Source organism: Pseudomonas sp. SG20056 (assembly GCF_031764535.1).
In the GTDB taxonomy this organism is placed as follows: Bacteria; Pseudomonadota; Gammaproteobacteria; order Pseudomonadales; family Pseudomonadaceae; genus Aquipseudomonas.
In genome coordinates this window covers 2,813,898-2,830,336 of the sequence record NZ_CP134499.1, presented here as the reverse complement: position 1 = coordinate 2,830,336, position 16,439 = coordinate 2,813,898, and the positions used below count along the sequence as shown (strand labels likewise).

The 16,439-nt window shown below is 60.4% G+C and carries 14 protein-coding genes; 9 read left to right on the top strand and 5 right to left on the bottom strand.

Annotated elements, in window-relative coordinates; translation table 11 throughout:
* The first annotated feature begins 113 nt into the window (after positions 1-113).
* From RHP75_RS13520 to RHP75_RS13510, 3 genes are read left to right on the top strand one after another with little or no spacing between them, the layout of a single operon-like run.
* Entirely contained in the window at positions 114-1,709 is a 1,596-nt protein-coding gene (locus tag RHP75_RS13520; protein WP_311088631.1) for an FAD-binding oxidoreductase, read from the top strand.
* Entirely contained in the window at positions 1,709-3,319 is a 1,611-nt protein-coding gene (locus RHP75_RS13515) for an FAD-dependent oxidoreductase (protein ID WP_409079652.1), read from the top strand. Before RHP75_RS13520 ends, RHP75_RS13515 begins: the two co-directional genes overlap by 1 nt.
* Positions 3,316-4,875 carry an FGGY-family carbohydrate kinase gene (locus RHP75_RS13510; RefSeq protein WP_311088628.1) on the top strand — a complete coding sequence of 520 codons (1,560 nt, stop codon included), beginning with the start codon at positions 3,316-3,318 and terminating at the stop codon, positions 4,873-4,875. Before RHP75_RS13515 ends, RHP75_RS13510 begins: the two co-directional genes overlap by 4 nt.
* A gap of 51 nt (positions 4,876-4,926) precedes the next feature.
* On the opposite strand, the gene RHP75_RS13505 is transcribed toward RHP75_RS13510, so the two are convergent.
* Complete coding sequence (locus RHP75_RS13505; protein ID WP_311088627.1) at positions 4,927-5,625, bottom strand: pirin family protein; 699 nt, start codon at positions 5,623-5,625, stop codon at positions 4,927-4,929.
* A gap of 209 nt (positions 5,626-5,834) precedes the next feature.
* Between RHP75_RS13505 and yegS the strand changes: the two genes are divergently transcribed.
* Together yegS and RHP75_RS13495 are read left to right on the top strand one after the other, a co-directional pair.
* A complete protein-coding gene (gene yegS, locus RHP75_RS13500; protein ID WP_311088626.1) occupies positions 5,835-6,731 on the top strand; it encodes a lipid kinase YegS in 897 nt (298 codons plus the stop codon).
* 153 nt (positions 6,732-6,884) lie between these two features.
* Positions 6,885-7,820 (top strand): chemotaxis protein CheV, encoded by a 936-nt coding sequence (locus tag RHP75_RS13495; protein ID WP_160015507.1) that lies wholly within the window; start codon positions 6,885-6,887, stop codon positions 7,818-7,820.
* Positions 7,821-7,857: 37 nt separating this feature from the next.
* On the opposite strand, the gene RHP75_RS13490 is transcribed toward RHP75_RS13495, so the two are convergent.
* Entirely contained in the window at positions 7,858-8,337 is a 480-nt protein-coding gene (locus RHP75_RS13490; protein ID WP_311088625.1) for a DUF1499 domain-containing protein, read from the bottom strand.
* On the opposite strand from RHP75_RS13490, the gene RHP75_RS13485 reads away from it, so the two are divergent.
* On the top strand, positions 8,336-9,142 hold the full coding sequence (locus RHP75_RS13485) for an MOSC domain-containing protein (protein ID WP_311088624.1): 807 nt from the start codon (positions 8,336-8,338) through the stop codon (positions 9,140-9,142). The genes RHP75_RS13490 and RHP75_RS13485 overlap by 2 nt on opposite strands.
* A gap of 50 nt (positions 9,143-9,192) precedes the next feature.
* Here RHP75_RS13485 and RHP75_RS13480 read toward each other — a convergent pair whose 3' ends face one another.
* Positions 9,193-11,118 (bottom strand): transglycosylase SLT domain-containing protein, encoded by a 1,926-nt coding sequence (locus tag RHP75_RS13480; protein WP_311088623.1) that lies wholly within the window; start codon positions 11,116-11,118, stop codon positions 9,193-9,195.
* 368 nt (positions 11,119-11,486) lie between these two features.
* Here RHP75_RS13480 and RHP75_RS13475 point away from each other — a divergent pair, with 368 nt between their 5' ends.
* Positions 11,487-13,409, top strand: a complete 1,923-nt coding sequence (locus RHP75_RS13475) for an ATP-binding cassette domain-containing protein (protein ID WP_311088622.1) — start codon at positions 11,487-11,489, stop codon at positions 13,407-13,409.
* 59 nt (positions 13,410-13,468) lie between these two features.
* The gene (locus tag RHP75_RS13470; protein ID WP_311088621.1) at positions 13,469-14,155 is read left to right on the top strand and encodes a DUF6901 family protein; all 687 of its coding nucleotides are present in this window, start codon (positions 13,469-13,471) and stop codon (positions 14,153-14,155) included.
* Between the two features lie 30 nt (positions 14,156-14,185).
* Here the strand turns inward: RHP75_RS13470 and RHP75_RS13465 are convergent, their stop codons facing one another.
* Positions 14,186-14,626 carry a universal stress protein gene (locus RHP75_RS13465; RefSeq protein ID WP_167141227.1) on the bottom strand — a complete coding sequence of 147 codons (441 nt, stop codon included), beginning with the start codon at positions 14,624-14,626 and terminating at the stop codon, positions 14,186-14,188.
* An 87-nt stretch (positions 14,627-14,713) separates the two neighbouring features.
* Between RHP75_RS13465 and RHP75_RS13460 the strand changes: the two genes are divergently transcribed.
* Positions 14,714-15,151 (top strand): hypothetical protein, encoded by a 438-nt coding sequence (locus RHP75_RS13460; protein WP_311088620.1) that lies wholly within the window; start codon positions 14,714-14,716, stop codon positions 15,149-15,151.
* An 83-nt stretch (positions 15,152-15,234) separates the two neighbouring features.
* On the opposite strand, the gene RHP75_RS13455 is transcribed toward RHP75_RS13460, so the two are convergent.
* Complete coding sequence (locus RHP75_RS13455; RefSeq protein WP_311088619.1) at positions 15,235-16,053, bottom strand: hypothetical protein; 819 nt, start codon at positions 16,051-16,053, stop codon at positions 15,235-15,237.
* Positions 16,054-16,439: the final 386 nt, after the last annotated feature.

Here is a 16,439-nt window from a genome sequence, read left to right as displayed (position 1 = left end):
TTCTGAATGTCTTGATTGGCGATAGCGCCTGGCTCGATACGACAGTGACGCCTTGAAGCGGCCAGCTAGTATAGGCAGCCATCGAGGGTGACTGAAATATCCGGGAGACACAGATGCGACGTTGGAACGGCTGGGGTGATGAGGCAACAGTGGTGGAGCTGCCGGCCCATGGCGAGGCTTTTCTTGCCGAACTGGTCGGCTCGGGTCAGTTGCTGGCCGATGCCAGCCTGGAGCAGGTGCTGGCGCAGGTGCCGGCCTCGCGTCTGCAGGCCCATCCGTTGATCTGTCTGAATGCCGAGGACCGCGTACGTCACGCCCGTGGCCAGAGTCTGCCGGACTGGCTGGCGATGCGCTCGGGTGATTTCGGTGTGTTTCCCGATGGCGTGGCCTACCCGGAAAGCGCTGCGCAGGTCCGCGAGCTACTGGCCTGGGCCAGCCAGCAGGATCTGATCGTGATTCCCTACGGCGGTGGCACCTCAGTGGCCGGCCATATCAATCCACAGGTCAGCAGCAAGCCGGTGCTGACCCTGTCACTGGCGCGCATGAGCAAGCTGATCGAGATCGACCACGACAGCCTGATCGCCACCTTCGGCCCGGGTGCCAATGGCCCACAAGTGGAAAGCCAGCTGCGCGCGCAGGGCTACACCCTGGGCCATTTCCCGCAGTCCTGGGAGCTGTCGACCCTTGGTGGTTGGGTCGCTAGCCGTTCCAGTGGCCAGCAGTCGCTGCGCTACGGACGTATCGAGCAATTGTTTGCCGGCGGCAAGGTCGAGACCTTCGCCGGCACCCTGGAGATTCCGACCTTCCCGGCATCCGCTGCGGGCCCTGATCTGCGCGAAATCCTCATGGGGTCGGAAGGGCGCTTCGGCATCATTTCCGAGGTCAAGGTGCGCATCACACGCCTGGCCGAGCAGGAAAACTTCTATGCAGTGTTCCTGCCCAACTGGCAGCAGGCGCTGAACGCCATTCGCAGTCTGGCCCAGGCGCGCGTGCCGCTGTCGATGCTGCGCCTGTCCAACGCCATTGAGACCAAAACCCAGCTGGCCCTGGCCGGCCATCCCCAGCAGATCGCCTGGCTGGAGAAATACCTGGCCCTGCGCGGCGCTCGCGAGGGCAAGTGCATGCTGACCTTTGGTGTCACCGGCAGCCGCACACAGAACGCCGCCTCGCTGAAACAGGCGAAGAAGCTGCTGAAGAGTTTTGACGGCGTATTTACCGGCACCCTGCTGGGCAAGAAGTGGGCAGAAAACCGCTTCCGTTTCCCTTACCTGCGCCACGGCCTGTGGGCCGCTGGTTATGCGGTGGACACGCTGGAAACCGCCACCGACTGGAGCAATGTCGACAACCTGCTGAACAAAGTCGAAACGAGCCTGCGCTCAGGCCTGAGTGAGGAGGGCGAGCAGGTGCATGTGTTTACCCACCTGTCCCACGTCTACAACGAAGGCTCGAGCATCTACACCACTTACGTGTTCCGCCCAGGTGCGAACTACGCCGAGGCCATGGCGCGCTGGCAGAAGCTCAAGCATGCCGCCAGCCTGACTATCGCCGAGAACCGCGGCACCATCAGTCATCAGCACGGCGTCGGCCGCGATCACGCGCCTTACCTGCCGGTGGAGAAGGGCGAGCTGGGTATGGCGACCCTCAAGGCGCTGGCTGGGCATTTCGACCCTGAGCAGCGCCTGGCTCCCGGCGTGTTGTTGCAGGATTGATGATGAGCCAGTGGAACGCCGCCTGGCGTGAACAGGCCCTGCCTGAGCTGGCTGCACGCGACTGGGACCTGATCGTCGTCGGCGGCGGCATCAGCGGTGCCGGGATTCTGCGTGAAGCAGCGCGGCGTGGTTGGAAATGCCTGCTGCTGGAGCAGCGCGACTTTGCCTGGGGCACGTCCAGTCGCTCCTCGAAGATGGTGCATGGCGGGCTGCGCTATATCGCCAAGGGCCAGTTCGGCCTGACCCGCGATTCGGTGCGCGAGCGCGAGCGCTTGCTGCAGGAAGCGCCGGGGTTGGTCGACCCCTTGAGTTTTATCATGGCCCACTACCAGGGCGGCTTTCCCGGCCCGCGAGTGTTCGGCGGGCTACTGACGGTGTATGACGCTCTGGCCGGCAAGCGCAATCACCTGTACTACCCGTTGCAACAGCTGCGTTATCTGGCCCCAGGTCTGAAGGAAGACGGCCTGCTTGGCGGCACGCGCTTCTTTGATGCGGTCACCGATGATGCGCGCCTGGTACAGCGCGTGCTGGGTGAGGCCCGTGCCGACGGCGGCGAAGCGCTCAATGGCATGCGCGTGGTCGAGTTACGGCGCGAAGATGGGTGCGTCACTGGCCTGCTCGCCGAAGACAGTGAAAGCGGCCTGCAGTATCGCTTCAAGACCCGTGCGGTGGCGCAGGCCACAGGTGCATGGGCCGATCAGCTGCGGCAGAAAACCGGGCTGGAGCATATCCGTCCGCTGCGCGGCAGCCACCTGCTGGTGCCGGCCTGGCGCCTTCCCGTGGCTCATGCGTTTAGCTTTATGCATGCGGCGGACAAGCGCCCGGTATTTGTCTTCCCCTGGGAGGGCGCGACCGTGATTGGCACCACCGATCTGGATCACCCGGCGCCATTAGCTGAAGAAGCGCGAATCAGCCCGGATGAAGTGGACTACCTGCTGGCCGCCTGTGGCCAGCAGTTTCCTGCTGCCGCTATCAACGCGGCGGATGTGCTGTCGACCTGGGCCGGGGTGCGCCCGGTGGTCACGGATGGCAGTGAAGGGCGCAAACCTTCGGATGAAAAACGCGAACATGCGCTGTGGGTTGAGCCCGGTTGCGTGACCCTGGCCGGCGGCAAGCTGACCACTTTCCGCCTGTTGGCGCTGGAAGTGCTGCAGGCTTGCGCACCGATGGTTGGCCGTACGCTGGATGATCAGGGCGCGGCGACCTTTGCCGCCTTACCGCAGCAGCCGATGCCGCAGTTAAGCCCGGTTCAGCAGAAGCGCCTGATTGGCCGTTATGGCCGGGCGCTGCCGCGGGTGTTGGCGTTGCTCGATGAACTGGGTGTCGAGCAGGTTTCCGGCACGGACACGCTGTGGGCCGAACTGGCCTGGGCGGCCGAGCAGGAGCTGGTGCTGCACCTGGATGACCTGCTACTGCGCCGCACCCGTTTGGGCCTGCTGCTGGCGTGCGGTGCGGCGGCCGAACTGCCGCGTATCCGTGCGCTGTGTCAGGCCCGCCTGGGGTGGGACGACGCGCGCTGGCAAGAGGAAGAACAGGCGTATCGGCAACTCTGGCAGCGTTGCTACAGCCTGCCGGCGGAAGATGGATCACGAGGAAGGACGGCGTCTTGAGCGAGAAAAGTTATCTGCTGGCCATCGACAATGGCACCCAGAGCATTCGGGCGCTGTTGTTTGATCTTCAGGGCAATCTGCTCGCCAAGGGCAAGGTGGAGCTTGAGGCTTATTACTCTAAGCAACCCGGCTGGGCCGAGCAGGATCCGGAATACTACTGGGCCAGCCTCGGTGAAGCCTGCGCACAGCTGTGGCAGCAGGTGGATATCGACCGTAGCCTGATCAAGGGTGTGTCACTCACCACCCAGCGTGGCACCCTGATCAACGTTGACTCGCAAGGCCAACCGCTGAGACCCGCGATGCTATGGCTCGATCAGCGTCAGGCCAAGGTCGAAGGGCGGATCACCGGGCCTTGGGGGTGGCTGTTCAAGATCGTTGGGGTGCAAGCCACGGTGGATTACTTCCGCGCCCAGGCCGAGGTTAACTGGATCGCCCAGAACCAGCCGGACATTTGGGCCAATACCCACAAGGTGCTGCTGCTTTCGGGATTTCTCAGCCATCGGCTGTGCGGAAAGTTTGTCGATTCCCTGACCAGCTGTGTGGCATACCTGCCGTTCGACTACAAACGACTGCAGTGGGCCAAGCCCGGCGATTGGAAATGGCAGGCCATGCCGGTGCGTCGCGAGCAGTTGCCGGAGCTGTGCAAGCCTGGCGAATTGCTCGGCCACATCACGGCGGCTGCCAGCCTACATACCGGGATTCCTGAAGGCCTGCCGCTGATTGCTGCCGGTGCCGACAAGGCCTGTGAGGTGCTCGGCGCCGGTGGCGTGGAGCCGAGCACGGCGTGCCTGTCCTATGGCACCACGGCGACGATCAACACCACTCGCAGTAAGTATCTGGAGACCATTCCGCTTATACCGCCATACCCCTCGGCGATTCCCGATCACTTCAACACCGAGGTGATGATCTATCGCGGTTTCTGGATGGTCAGTTGGTTCAAAAAAGAATTTGGCCTGCGCGAAATGCAGCGGGCCAAGGAACTGGGTGTGGAGCCTGAGGCGCTGTTCGATGAACTGGTCAACAGCGTGCCGGCTGGCTCAATGGGCCTCATGCTGCAGCCGTACTGGTCGCCGGGCATTCGTGAGCCAGGGTTGGAGGCCAAGGGCTCGATCATCGGCTTTGGCGACGTACACACCCGCGCGCATATCTACCGGGCGATTCTGGAAGGGCTGGCCTATGCCCTGCGTCAGGGCAAGGAAAAGATCGAGAAACGCTCGGGCACACGCATCACCCGCCTGCGCGTTTCCGGTGGTGGTTCACAGAGCGATGCGGCGATGCAGCTGACGGCCGATATCTTCGGCCTGCCTGCCGAGCGTCCGCATCTGTATGAAACCAGCGGGCTGGGCGCGGCGATCAATTGCGCGGTGGGCTTGGGGTTGCATCCTGATTATCCGACTGCGATAAAAGCCATGACCCGGGTAGGTGACGTGTTCACACCCAACCCTGAGGCGCAGCGCACCTATCAGCAGTTGTACACCCAGGTTTATCAGCGCATGTATAAGCAGCTGAAGCCGCTGTATCAGACCATTCGCAAAATTACCGGCTACCCGGCGTAATGTGGCCTGGCGGCGCACCGGTTCTGCTGCGCCGCTAAGCCATCACTGAGGTTAGGCCACATCCACCAGGATGATTTCGCTGTCTTCAATAGCCGTCACCCGGATCACGTCTACATCGCTGACAGCCACACCATCACGAGCCTGGGCGCTGACGCCGTTGACCTCGATACTGCCGCTCGCTGCTACCAGGTAGGCGCGGCGCGACGCACCAATCGGATACTCGGTGCTCTGGCCGGCTTGCAGGGTGGCCGCAGCCATCCGCGCATTGGTGCGGATCGACAGCGCGTCCTGGTCTTCGGCAAAGCCGCTGGCCAGGGTGACGAAGGTGCCGGCGCGCTCACCTTTGGGGAACGGCTTGGCGCCCCAGGACGGCGGTAGGCCCGACTGGTTGGGCTGAATCCAGATCTGGAAAATCTTGGTAGTGGTGTCCTCCAGGTTGTATTCGCTGTGGGCAATTCCGGTGCCGGCGCTCATTACCTGCACATCACCGGCTTCGGTACGGCCATGGTTACCCAGGTTGTCCTTGTGGGTGATGGCCCCTTGGCGTACATAGGTGATGATTTCCATGTCGCGATGCGGATGGGTTGGAAAGCCCGTGTGCGGGGCGATTTCATCATCGTTCCAGACCCGCAGCGGTCCCCAGCTCATACGCGCCGGGTCATAGTATTCGGCAAAGGAAAAGTGATGACGGGCATTCAGCCAGCCATGATGGGCACCGCCGAGCTCGGCGAAGGGGCGTACTTCGATCATCTGCATATCCTCATTTAAGGAACACCGGCTTTCAGCGGCGGTGTTCGTTGGCGATGAAAGGATGATCCAATAAATCAATACGATTAAAAATACGTAAATATTGAGCCTAATAATCTAATTGTTTGATGTTGAGCTCGTGGTTTACAGGCTGGTGCAACCTCAAGCTCTGCAGCTGAGTCTTTGTATTGAAATGTGAAAGGATGCCTTGAATGCAAGAACGTAAAGCGCTGCTGATTCTGCATGGCAAGCAAGCTCTCAATGCCGATGTGCGCGCTGCGGTGCAGGCGCGTCGTGAAGAGGGCTGGCAACTGGATGTGCGGGTGACCTGGGAGAGTGGCGATGCACAGCGTCTGGTCAATGAGGCGCTGCAGGCCGGTTACCCGACTCTGATTGCCGGCGGAGGTGACGGCACCCTGCGCGAAGTGGCTGAAGCCATGGCGCTGGCAAGAACCAAGGCCAGTCTGGCGCTATTGCCGTTGGGCACGGCCAACGACTTTGCCCACGCAGCGGGGATTGTTCTTGATCCGCGAATTGCCCTGAGATTGCTGGATACGCCTGCGCAGCCGATTGATCTGGGCGAAGTTGACGGCCAAGTGTTTCTCAATATGGCCACTGGCGGCTTTGGCTGCAATGTCACCGCCAATACGTCAGAAGATCTCAAGCGCGTGCTCGGCGGCGCGGCTTATTTTTTGACGGGCTTGAGCCGTTTTGCCGAAGTGCAATCGTCGTTTGGCCGCTTTACCGGACCGGATTTTCAGTGGGAAGGCGAGTTTCTTGCCCTTGGCATCGGCAATGGCCGCCAGGCCGGCGGTGGGCACGTGCTGTGCCCCAACGCACGGGTCAACGATGGTTTGCTGGATATCTGCATCGTGCCGGCGGCGGCTGATGTGGTCGGCACCTTGGGCACGCTGCTGTCTGGCGGGATCAATGGCTTGCAGAGCGTGGCCCTGAGCGCCCGGCTGCCTTGGCTGGAGGTCGAAGCACCAGAAGGTTTGGACCTCAATCTGGATGGCGAGCCGATGGAAAGTCGCAAGCTACGCTTTGCGTCAATGCCGCAAGCATTGCACGTGCATTTACCGGAGAATTCGCCGCTGTTGATGGAATAAACGCGGAGCTTCCTGTCGCCTGGCTGGCCTCGGCGCTGCGCTTATCGCATGATGGCGTCGCGCCATCTGCCTTCAGATGCGCGGCAGATGGCCGATACACCAGGGCATGGCTATTTGAGCTAGGCTAGATCGATAAGTGAACAGGAGCGCATGATGGCCGGCATTCTCGACTCAGTGAACCAACGTACCCAGCTGGTGGGTGAGAACCGCCTGGAAATTCTCATGTTCCGTCTCACGGGGCGGCAGTTGTTTGCGATCAACGTATTCAAGGTGCAGGAAGTCCTGCAAATGCCCAAGCTGACCCTGATGCCGCAGCGTCACCGGTTTGTTTGCGGAGTGGTCAATCTGCGTGGGCAGACGCTGCCGGTGATTGACCTGTCCCAGGCTATCGGCATGCGGCCCATCGTGCCGGATGAGCGCAGCACCATCATCGTCACCGAATACAACCGTTCGGTGCAGGCCTTCCTGGTCGGTGGGGTCGAGCGCATTCTCAACCTCAATTGGGAATCCATCCTGCCGCCACCAGGCGGAGCAGGGCGTCAGCATTACCTGACGGCCATTACCAAGGTCGAAGACCAGATCGTCGAAGTGATCGACGTGGAAAAGGTGTTGGCAGAAATCAGCCCGATGAGCACCAAGGTCTCTCCGGAAAAACTCGCCGACCCGCTGCTGGAATACGCCAAGGGTCGTGAGGTGCTGCTGGTAGACGACTCCAACGTGGCCATGAGTCAGCTCAAGGGCACCATGGCGCAACTGGATATCCGCTGCCACGCTGCTAGCGACGGCCTGCGTGCGTTGAACCTGCTGAAAAGCTGGGCTGACGCCGGGGTCGATGTGCACGAGAAGCTGCTGATGGTGATCACCGATGCGGAAATGCCGGAGATGGACGGCTATCGCCTGACCACCGAAATTCGCAACGACTCACGTCTCAAGGACTTGTACGTGGTGCTACACACCTCGCTGTCCGGCAGTTTCAACGAGGCCATGGTGAAGAAGGTCGGCTGCGACAACTTCCTCTCCAAGTTCCAGCCAGACAAACTGGTGGATGTGGTGCACCAGCGTTTGGCCCTGTTGCACCCCGAGGAATAAGCCTGACGCGGGCGTCAGGCTGGTATGTACCTGCTGTTTATTCGCTTAGCCGCTGGCGCAGATGTTCAATGCGCTCGCGGTTGACGTCGAAATCCGCGTAGCCCAGGCGCGATGCCGAGCGCACATCTACTCCGGCCGCGCCGATCATAAATTCCACATCATCGACAAAGCGCATCAGCTTGCTGCTGAATTCGGCGCGCAAATACCCCGGAGCCTCCTCCACCACGCTCACGCGTGGCTCTGCACTGAGTAACGCCTTGAGGCGTGCCTGGGTTTCTTCGGTGGTACCTTGCAGTGGCAGCGGTTCAATGGCGTGTCGCGCATCGCTGGCCTGGCTGTTTACGCAGTTCGGTGAGTCTGGGCAGGCGCTCAGTTGTCCATCATGGATGCCCAGGTTATCCGGCGCAGTACCGCTGCAAGCGCTTAGCAACACCAGTAGCGGCAGGGCCAAAGCGGGCTTGTAGGTACGTCGGGTTGCTCGTATAAGTGCGTTTTGCCAAACGGAAGCTGGGCTCATGTTGCATCTCTCCGGGTTGTACCGTTATCCACTGAAGTCGGCGGCGGGCGAAGCCCTGCGCGAAACGATGCTGGACGCTTTGGGCGTGCAGGGTGATCGTCGCTGGATGGTAGTCGATGCTGAATCTGGGCGCTTCCTTACGCAACGCTTGCTTGCACACATGACTCAGCTGCAAGCGCGCTGGCTGGGCAGCACGCACCTGCAACTGAGTGCACCGGGTATGCCTGAGTTGCAAGTGGCGGTGCCGGATGAACAGGCGCCGCTGCGTGGTGTGACCATCTGGCGCGACAGTTTGCAGGTGCCGGACGCCGGTGATCAGGCGGCGCATTGGCTTAGCCAATTGCTTGGCCGTGCCTGCCGTCTGGTTCAGGTCTCAGAACCGCGGGCGCGGCAGGTCGATACGGCGTATGCCGAGGTCGGCGACAAGGTGGCGTTTGCCGATGGCTTTCCTTTACTGCTGATCGGTCAGGCGTCGTTGGATGACCTCTCGGCGCGCGTCGGTCGGCCGTTGCCGATGCTGCGTTTTCGCCCGAACCTGGTGGTCAGCGGTAGCGAGCCTTATGCCGAAGACAGCTGGAAGCGTATCCGTATTGGTGAGCTGGAGTTTCGTGTGGTCAAGGGCTGCTCGCGTTGCATCATGACCACCCTCGACCCAGAGACGGGCGAGCGCAGTGCTGATCGCGAACCGCTGACCACCCTGAAAACCTACCGTGAGCGTGAAGGCGAGGTGTATTTCGGACAGAACCTGATCGCTTGTGGCGAAGGGCAATTGCGTCTGGATATGCCGGTGCAGGTGCTGGAGTAGGCGGGTAGGGCACGCTCAACAATTGCTGTTGAACGTGCCTGTCTTGGCTGTTACTGGTCGAAGTAACGCTCGTGCCAGGCGACCAGTGGCTGCGGTGCGTTGAGCTTCTCACCGTAGATCACTGAGTAGGACAGCACGTTCTGCACGTACTGGCGGGTTTCATCAAACGGGATATTCTCGATCCACACGTCATACGACAGGTGATCCGCGCCGCGCAGCCACTGCCGCACACGGCCTGGACCAGCGTTGTAGGCGGCGGAGGCGAGCACACGGTTGCCGTTGAACTGGCCGTAGATCTGGCTCAGGTAGGCCGCGCCCAGCTGGATATTGATTTCCGGGCGATAGGCCAGCTGCGGCGATGACAGCGGAATGCCAAAGCGTTTGGCGGTTTCCTTGGCGGTAGCTGGCATCAGCTGCATCAAACCCATGGCGCCGACGTGGGATTTGGCATCGGCCATAAAGGCACTTTCCTGGCGGGTGACGGCAAATACCCAACTGGAATGGATATCGCGGTTCTTCGCTTCACGCACCAGGTGTTCGCGGTGAGCCATGGGGAAGCGCACCTCCAGATCGTCCCAATACTGCGCCTGACTGATGGTGCGGATGGCTGGGAAGTACCAGCCCATCTCATAGGCCAGGCGCGCCTGGGCGACCATTTCGTCACGGCTGAACAGGCGGCTGACGTTGTACCACTCGCGCCGGCCATCGGCGACCTGACCACGGGCATGGAACTCCAGGGCACGGCGAATCGCTGCCGAATTACGCACCTTCTGGATGGTCTGTGGACTCAGAGCCAGCGGCTTGTTGTTCAGCTGATAGGGCGCCTGCACCTGGTCGGCGGCCATAAAGCCGTAGAAGTCACGCTCCTTGGCCAGCGCCTGGTACAGCGCTTTGGGTTCCTGACTATTGGGCTGTGCCAATTGCATGCTACGCGCCTGCCAGTAGCGCCAACGGTTGGTGTTGCCCAGTTCAGCAGGCATCCGGCGCGTCAGCTGGTTGGCCTCATCCCAGCGGCCCAGTCGCAGCAGCAGGCGGGCGCGCCATTCGCTGACGGTGTTGTCACGCAGCTCGGGGTCGTACTTGGCCATGACCTGTAGAGCGCGCGAATCGAAGCGTTTGGCCAGGGTCAGGCCGATTTCGCGGGCGATGGCGACCTGTTCCTCGCTGGAGAATTTCATCCGTTGGGCGTAGCCATCGAGCAGCTTCAACGCGCTCTCCGGGTCCTGGCGGGCCAGGCGGCGTAGGCCCAGGCCAACTACATCGGCCATGGCCGGGTCGGTCTGGGTAAAGCGTGAGGTCTGTTTCAGCAGCTCAGGTTTCTGTGCAACCTGCAGCAGGGTTTTGCCGTGGTTGCCCAGGGTCGGCATGCTCTTGATCAGGTGAGTGACCAGGCCGTAGTTGCGCGCTTCGGCCGCCAGCTTGGCGCGCTGCCAGCGCTTCTGTTCAGTAAGCTGGCCTTCGGCGGCCCACAGCGCGAACAGCGGGTCGCAGGCGTTGGGCTGGGATTTGCCGACCAGCCAGAGCTTCTCGGCTGTGGCATTGCCTTCGGCGCGCATACCGTGGCTCAGCTGGTATTGGCCATACAGGCAGTCGAGCTCAGTGAAGTTCAGGGCCGGGTCGTAGTAGTTGATAAAAGTCTTCCATTCACCGCGTTCTGCCAGCCAGCGCAGCCAGCGCAGCTTCATCCAGCTGATTTGCGGCAGGTCGCCGTGTTCAGCGAGGAATTTCTCGATTTCGTCATTGCTGGCCCACTTCAGTCGGGCGGTCAGCTCGTCATACGCCAGGTAAGGCTCCAGCGGGTAATCACGTAGCGCACTGGCATAGCGCTGGTAAGGGCCTTTGTCGCCCTTGGCTAGTGCGGCTTTGGCTTGATCGTAGTATTGACGCTGTTGCGTCAGAGTGGCCGCTTGCGCCGCAGCGACGCTCAGGGAGGAAACCAATAGGCAGGACAGCAGGCTGAACAGGGGACCGCGCATGACACTTCCAGGCAAATAGTGCGTATGGCTCTAGCTTAGTCGTTTGCCTAAGGGCGGTGAAGGCGCAAAGCGTTTCAACGGGTAATTGTCCGCACTAATCGCCATTTGAGCCTTGGCATCCGTGCTAGAGCGCTTGTTGCCCGAGCAGCAGATGGCATGCGCAGAATTTACCGCGCCTGCTGCTGAAATTGCCTGCTTGGTCGATGCGCTTCTCGGTTAGAATGCGCGCCCTGTTTTGCGGGTGCCGTGGGCAGCTGCAGATGATTTTTTGGGTGTTTCAGGTTGCCGCTGTGCACTGGATGCAACGAAGCCCGTTGCTCGGCCGCGGTTTACCAGCGTTCACCTGTCGTTTTTTGTTGAGGCGTGCCATGACCCTGCTCAAGTTCACCGATATTTCCCTGGCCTACGGCGCGATGCCGCTATTGGACAAGGTGTCTTGGCAGATCGCCCGTGGCGAGCGGGTGTGCATCATCGGCCGCAACGGCACCGGCAAGTCGAGCATGATGAAGCTGGTCAAGGGTGATCAGAAGGCCGATGACGGCGCTGTCTGGCGTGCACCCGGGCTGAAAATTGGTGAGCTACCGCAAGAATTGCCGGTGGCTGATGATCGCACCGTGTTTGATGTGGTCGCCCAAGGTCTGGACGGCGTGGGTGAGTTACTTGCGCAGTATCATCACTTGGCGCAGAACTGTGTCACCGAAGCCGATCTGGACAAGCTGATGCATGTGCAGCAGGACCTTGAGGCTCGTGATGGCTGGCGCTTGCAGCAACTGGTCGACAGCACCCTGAGCCGCCTGCAACTGCCGGCCGACAAGACCCTGGCTGAACTGTCCGGTGGCTGGCGTCGTCGCGTTCTGCTGGCCCAGGCGCTGGTCTCCGAGCCGGATTTGCTGCTGCTCGACGAGCCCACCAACCATTTGGATATCGGCGCAATTGCCTGGCTGGAAGAAGCCTTGGCCGATTTCCAGGGGGCGGTGCTGTTTATCACCCACGACCGTTCCTTCCTGCAGAACCTGGCAACGCGCATCCTTGAATTGGACCGTGGCGGCCTGATCGATTGGAACGGCGACTACGCCAGCTTCCTGGTGCACAAGGAAGCCACCTTGGCCGCCGAAGAAACGGCCAACGCGCTGTTCGACAAACGTCTGGCCCAGGAAGAAGTGTGGATTCGCCAAGGCATCAAGGCCCGCCGCACCCGTAACGAAGGCCGTGTGCGCGCCCTCAAAGCACTGCGCGTAGAGCGCAGCGAGCGCCGTGAGCGCACCGGCAAGGCCAATATCCAGCTGGAAACCGCCGAGAAATCCGGCAAGCAGGTGATGGTGCTGGAAAACGTCAGTTTTGCGCATCCAGGTGGGCCGTTCCTGATCAAGGACTTCTCCATGGTGCTGCAGCGCGGCGACCGCATTGGTCTGCTTGGCGCCAACGGCACCGGAAAAACCACCTTGCTCAAGCTGATGCTCGGCGGTTTGCAGCCAACCAGCGGTGAAGTGACCGAAGGCACACGCATTGATGTGGCTTATTTTGACCAATTGCGTCACCAGCTCGATCTGGAAAAGACCGTGATCGACAACGTCGCCGAAGGCCGCGACTTTATCGAGATCGATGGGCAGAACCGTCATGTACTGAGCTACCTGGGCGATTTTCTGTTCAGCCCACAGCGTGCACGTACACCGGTCAAGGCTTTGTCCGGGGGCGAGCGGGCACGTCTCTTGCTCGCCAAGCTGTTCAGCAAGCCGGCCAACCTGCTGGTGCTGGACGAACCGACCAACGACCTCGACGTGGAAACCCTGGAGTTGCTTGAAGAAGTACTGCTGACTTTCCCGGGTACCGTGCTGATGGTCAGCCATGACCGGGCTTTCCTCGACAACGTGGTGACCAGCACCCTGGTATTCGAAGGTGAAGGTCGTGTGCGCGAATACGTCGGTGGTTATCAGGATTGGCTGCGTCAGGGCGGTTCGCCGCGTCTGCTCGGTGTGGGTGAAAGCAAAGCCGGCAAGCCTGAACTAGCCTCAGCTGTGGTTCCGACGCCAGTGGTGGCGGAGCCTGTGGCGGTCGTGGCAGCGGCGGCGAGCAAGAAAAAACTCAGTTACAAGCTACAGCGCGAGCTGGAGGCCATTCCAGGGCAAATCGATGTGCTGGAGGGGCAGGTTGCCAGTTTGCAGGAACAGATCGGCTCGCCAAGTTTCTATCAGCAGCCTGCGGAGAAGACTGCCGAAGTGCTGGCGAAACTGCAGGCGGTGCAGCATGAGTTGGAGCAATTGGTCGAGCGTTGGGCTGAGCTGGAAGGCTAAACCCAAGGCGTAAAATAGCGCGCTCAAACAGGATTTTGAGCCTTCTGGCGGAGACAGTCATGGCCATCGAGTACCGCATCACTCTCGACGACAATCATCAGTTCAGCTACAGGATCGAGCTGGACAGGGTGTACGAGGCAGAGGCTGCGCAAAGCGCACCGACCTGGACGCGTCTTGAATACCAGCAATGCAGCAACTGCCCACTGAGCAAGGACAATTTCAGTCATTGCCCGGCGGCTGTCGATCTGCACCGGGTTATCGAGGATTTCCAGGGTTTGCCGGCGTTCAAAAAGGTGGCTGTATGGGTGCGTACGCCTGAGCGTGAGTACAACAAGCAGGTGGGCCTGGAAGAGGGCCTGCGTGCGCTGCTCGGGGTGATCATGGCCACCAGTGCCTGTCCGGTGCTGGGTAAGCTCAAACCCATGGCGCAACATCATCTGCCGTTTGCCAATAGCCAGGAATTCATTCTGCGCACGGTGTCGCTGTACTTGACCCAGCAGTACTTCAATCTGCGCGAAGGGCGTGCTGCGGATTGGGAGCTGAAAGGCCTGGTGCGCATGTTTCAGCAGTTGCAGCTGGTCAATCAGGCGTTCTGGCAGCGGATTCATGCAACCTGCGAGGGGGATTCCAACCTCAAGGCGTTCCTGACCTTCTTCTCCATGGCCTCGAGCATGACCTATTCACTGGAAACCCAGCTGCAGAAGATTCGCCCACTGGTCATGAGTTCACCTGATAGCGGTGAATAACGCAGTCGCGTTATTCACTCGCAGCTCGCGTTACTCGGCTTTTTTCAGGCGCACGGCCAGCACATCGCAGGGGGCGCCGTGTAGCACGTCGTTGGCGGTTGAGCCCAGCAGCAGTGCCAGGCCATGACGGCCGTGGCTGCCGACAACGATCAGGTCGCATTGCTGCTCTTCGGCCAGGCGGTGGATTTCCTGGCGAGGTTGGCCGTAGGCCAAGTGACGATGCTCGGCGCTGAGGTCGGGATACTTGCCGGAAAACTTGTCCAGGCGCTCGCGGGCCTGGTCGAACTGTTGCTGTTGAAGCATCGACAGGTCCATCGGTACGTCGCCGCCAAAGGCCATGGCCATAGGCTCGACAATATGCACCACAGACAATTTGGCCCCGCTGCTGGCGGCCAGTTTCTGCGCGCGGTGCATAACCGGGTCGCATTCCTCGGTAAGGTCGACGGCGACCAGAATGTGCTGGTAGGGCATGGGGTAACTCTCCTTGCAAGTGGATCAATAGCTTAAGTATGGCCGTCCTGAGCGCTGATGACAGGCTTTTGCCGGTGAGATAACGATATGAGTCCCTGGTTTCTGCTGTTGCTCCTGGCTTTTTTGCTCAGCCCGCTGGCCTGGCTGGTGCCCTCGCGCCATCAGCGTGGGCAGATGGATGTGCGTCTGCAGGCGCGGCGTATGGGCGTGGCAATGCAGTTGTCGCGCCAGGAATGGCCGCATTGGCTGCAGCGTCAGCCGCCGCACTCCTGCCCGCAATACCACCGTGCACGCCGCCGTGGCCAGATTGATAGCTGGTGCTATTGGCAGATGGAGCCGGGGCAGTGGGTGAATAAATGGCGTGAACCTTGCGCCGATCAGGCCTTGTTGGCGCAGTTGCAAGCCTTGCCGGCGGATGCATTCAAGGTCGAGGCGACCGATCAGATGCTTTCGGTGTGCTGGGGTGAGCGGGGTGCTAGCGAAGCGTTGGAGGCAATCGTCGCGTTTCTCCAGGCCAAAGCCTGAATAAAAGAAGGCCCAGTGCGAACACTGGGCCGGAGTACGGCCAGGCAGGCCGGTAAAACGAATGCGGATGGCGGCGGTCGCAATCAGAGGTTGGCGGCCGCGTACTGACTGGAAATCTGTTCAATGCCCTGGATGATGGTATTGGAGTACTTGTTAACCAGAAATGGCACGCTGTTCTCGTTGTAGTTGATCAGCGACTTTTCAATATAGCGCCATTTGGTGGCGACCCCTTCCCAGGACTGCTTGAGCTGCGGGCTGTTCTTAGGGTCTTTCTCCAGTGTTGCCATCTTGCTGGCGAACTCACTGACCAGCTCCTCGATTGGCCGTGCATCGCCGCCGCCCATAAAGGTGGCGCCTACCGAGGCACTGCGCGAGGCGTAATCCACGGCAATGCCTTGCATCAACATGCTCTGTTCGCGACTGCGTTGGGTCAGAGCGGGCACACTGTAGCTGCCTTCCTGCTGGATCTTGGTATACAGCTCCTGGCTCAGGGTCATCAGTTGCTGGTTGCGTGCTGCCAGGTCGGCTACCGGCTGCAGGTCGGTGTAGCCCTGGCTCTTCAAAGCGTTGATCAGGTTGTTGAGGTCGATTTCGTAACCCTTCCATTGCTGATCAAGCTGCGAGCGTAGGGCTTTCGCTCCTTCGCCGGGCATGTCTGTTAGCGCGGTCAGATGACTGTTCACCTCGCTTACTGAGTCGTTGATCATCCGCGCATAGCGTTGATCGCCTTCCATGCCGTTGAACATATAGAAGTCGCCCAGAGACTTTTGTGCGGCCAGGCGTAGCTGGTGCAGTTTCAGCAGGCTGGTTGCGGCGTCTGCGGCCTGGGTTGTGGCGCTGAATAGGGGGAGGGTAATTGCGAGCAGGGTGCTCAAAACAATGGCAAGCATGCGGCTCGACATGGGGAAACTCCGTGCGCCCTTGATTGGGCTCTAATTGTTTTTGTTTTGGCTACGGGCGGTCTAAAACGGCCGTATTGAGACGACTGTACCTGCAGCCAAATCATTTTGCTAGGTATGCGCTGGATCACACTTCTGTTTGCAGAGTTGGCGAAGTAAACGTAAATCGCTGCGGATGGCTGCCTGTTCGCTGCAGAGTGATCTGCACGCCTGCGTAAGCCTGAACGTAATTTTTTGTACGCCTTTGCAGTCACAACAGGCTAATTGACAAGTAGGGGCTTTTCCTTGAAGGTGTGCACACCCAAATCAAACGGGCGTATGAATTGAGCGTTTGCCTTCAAAGGCACCGCCTTTACAGCCCGATTATCGCGTCGGTGGGTGTGCCAGGC

Excerpts from the sequence above, each read along its gene's own strand:
- RHP75_RS13520 (WP_311088631.1), top strand. The coding sequence starts at position 114 with ATGCGACGTTGGAACGGCTGGGGTGATGAGGCAACAGTGGTGGAGCTG.
- RHP75_RS13515 (WP_409079652.1), top strand. The coding sequence starts at position 1,709 with ATGATGAGCCAGTGGAACGCCGCCTGGCGTGAACAGGCCCTGCCTGAG.
- RHP75_RS13505 (WP_311088627.1), bottom strand. The coding sequence starts at position 5,625 with ATGATCGAAGTACGCCCCTTCGCCGAGCTCGGCGGTGCCCATCATGGC.
- yegS (WP_311088626.1), top strand. The coding sequence starts at position 5,835 with ATGCAAGAACGTAAAGCGCTGCTGATTCTGCATGGCAAGCAAGCTCTC.
- RHP75_RS13495 (WP_160015507.1), top strand. The coding sequence starts at position 6,885 with ATGGCCGGCATTCTCGACTCAGTGAACCAACGTACCCAGCTGGTGGGT.
- RHP75_RS13485 (WP_311088624.1), top strand. The coding sequence starts at position 8,336 with ATGTTGCATCTCTCCGGGTTGTACCGTTATCCACTGAAGTCGGCGGCG.
- RHP75_RS13490 (WP_311088625.1), bottom strand. The coding sequence starts at position 8,337 with ATGAGCCCAGCTTCCGTTTGGCAAAACGCACTTATACGAGCAACCCGA.
- RHP75_RS13480 (WP_311088623.1), bottom strand. The coding sequence starts at position 11,118 with ATGCGCGGTCCCCTGTTCAGCCTGCTGTCCTGCCTATTGGTTTCCTCC.
- RHP75_RS13475 (WP_311088622.1), top strand. The coding sequence starts at position 11,487 with ATGACCCTGCTCAAGTTCACCGATATTTCCCTGGCCTACGGCGCGATG.
- RHP75_RS13470 (WP_311088621.1), top strand. The coding sequence starts at position 13,469 with ATGGCCATCGAGTACCGCATCACTCTCGACGACAATCATCAGTTCAGC.
- RHP75_RS13465 (WP_167141227.1), bottom strand. The coding sequence starts at position 14,626 with ATGCCCTACCAGCACATTCTGGTCGCCGTCGACCTTACCGAGGAATGC.
- RHP75_RS13460 (WP_311088620.1), top strand. The coding sequence starts at position 14,714 with ATGAGTCCCTGGTTTCTGCTGTTGCTCCTGGCTTTTTTGCTCAGCCCG.
- RHP75_RS13455 (WP_311088619.1), bottom strand. The coding sequence starts at position 16,053 with ATGTCGAGCCGCATGCTTGCCATTGTTTTGAGCACCCTGCTCGCAATT.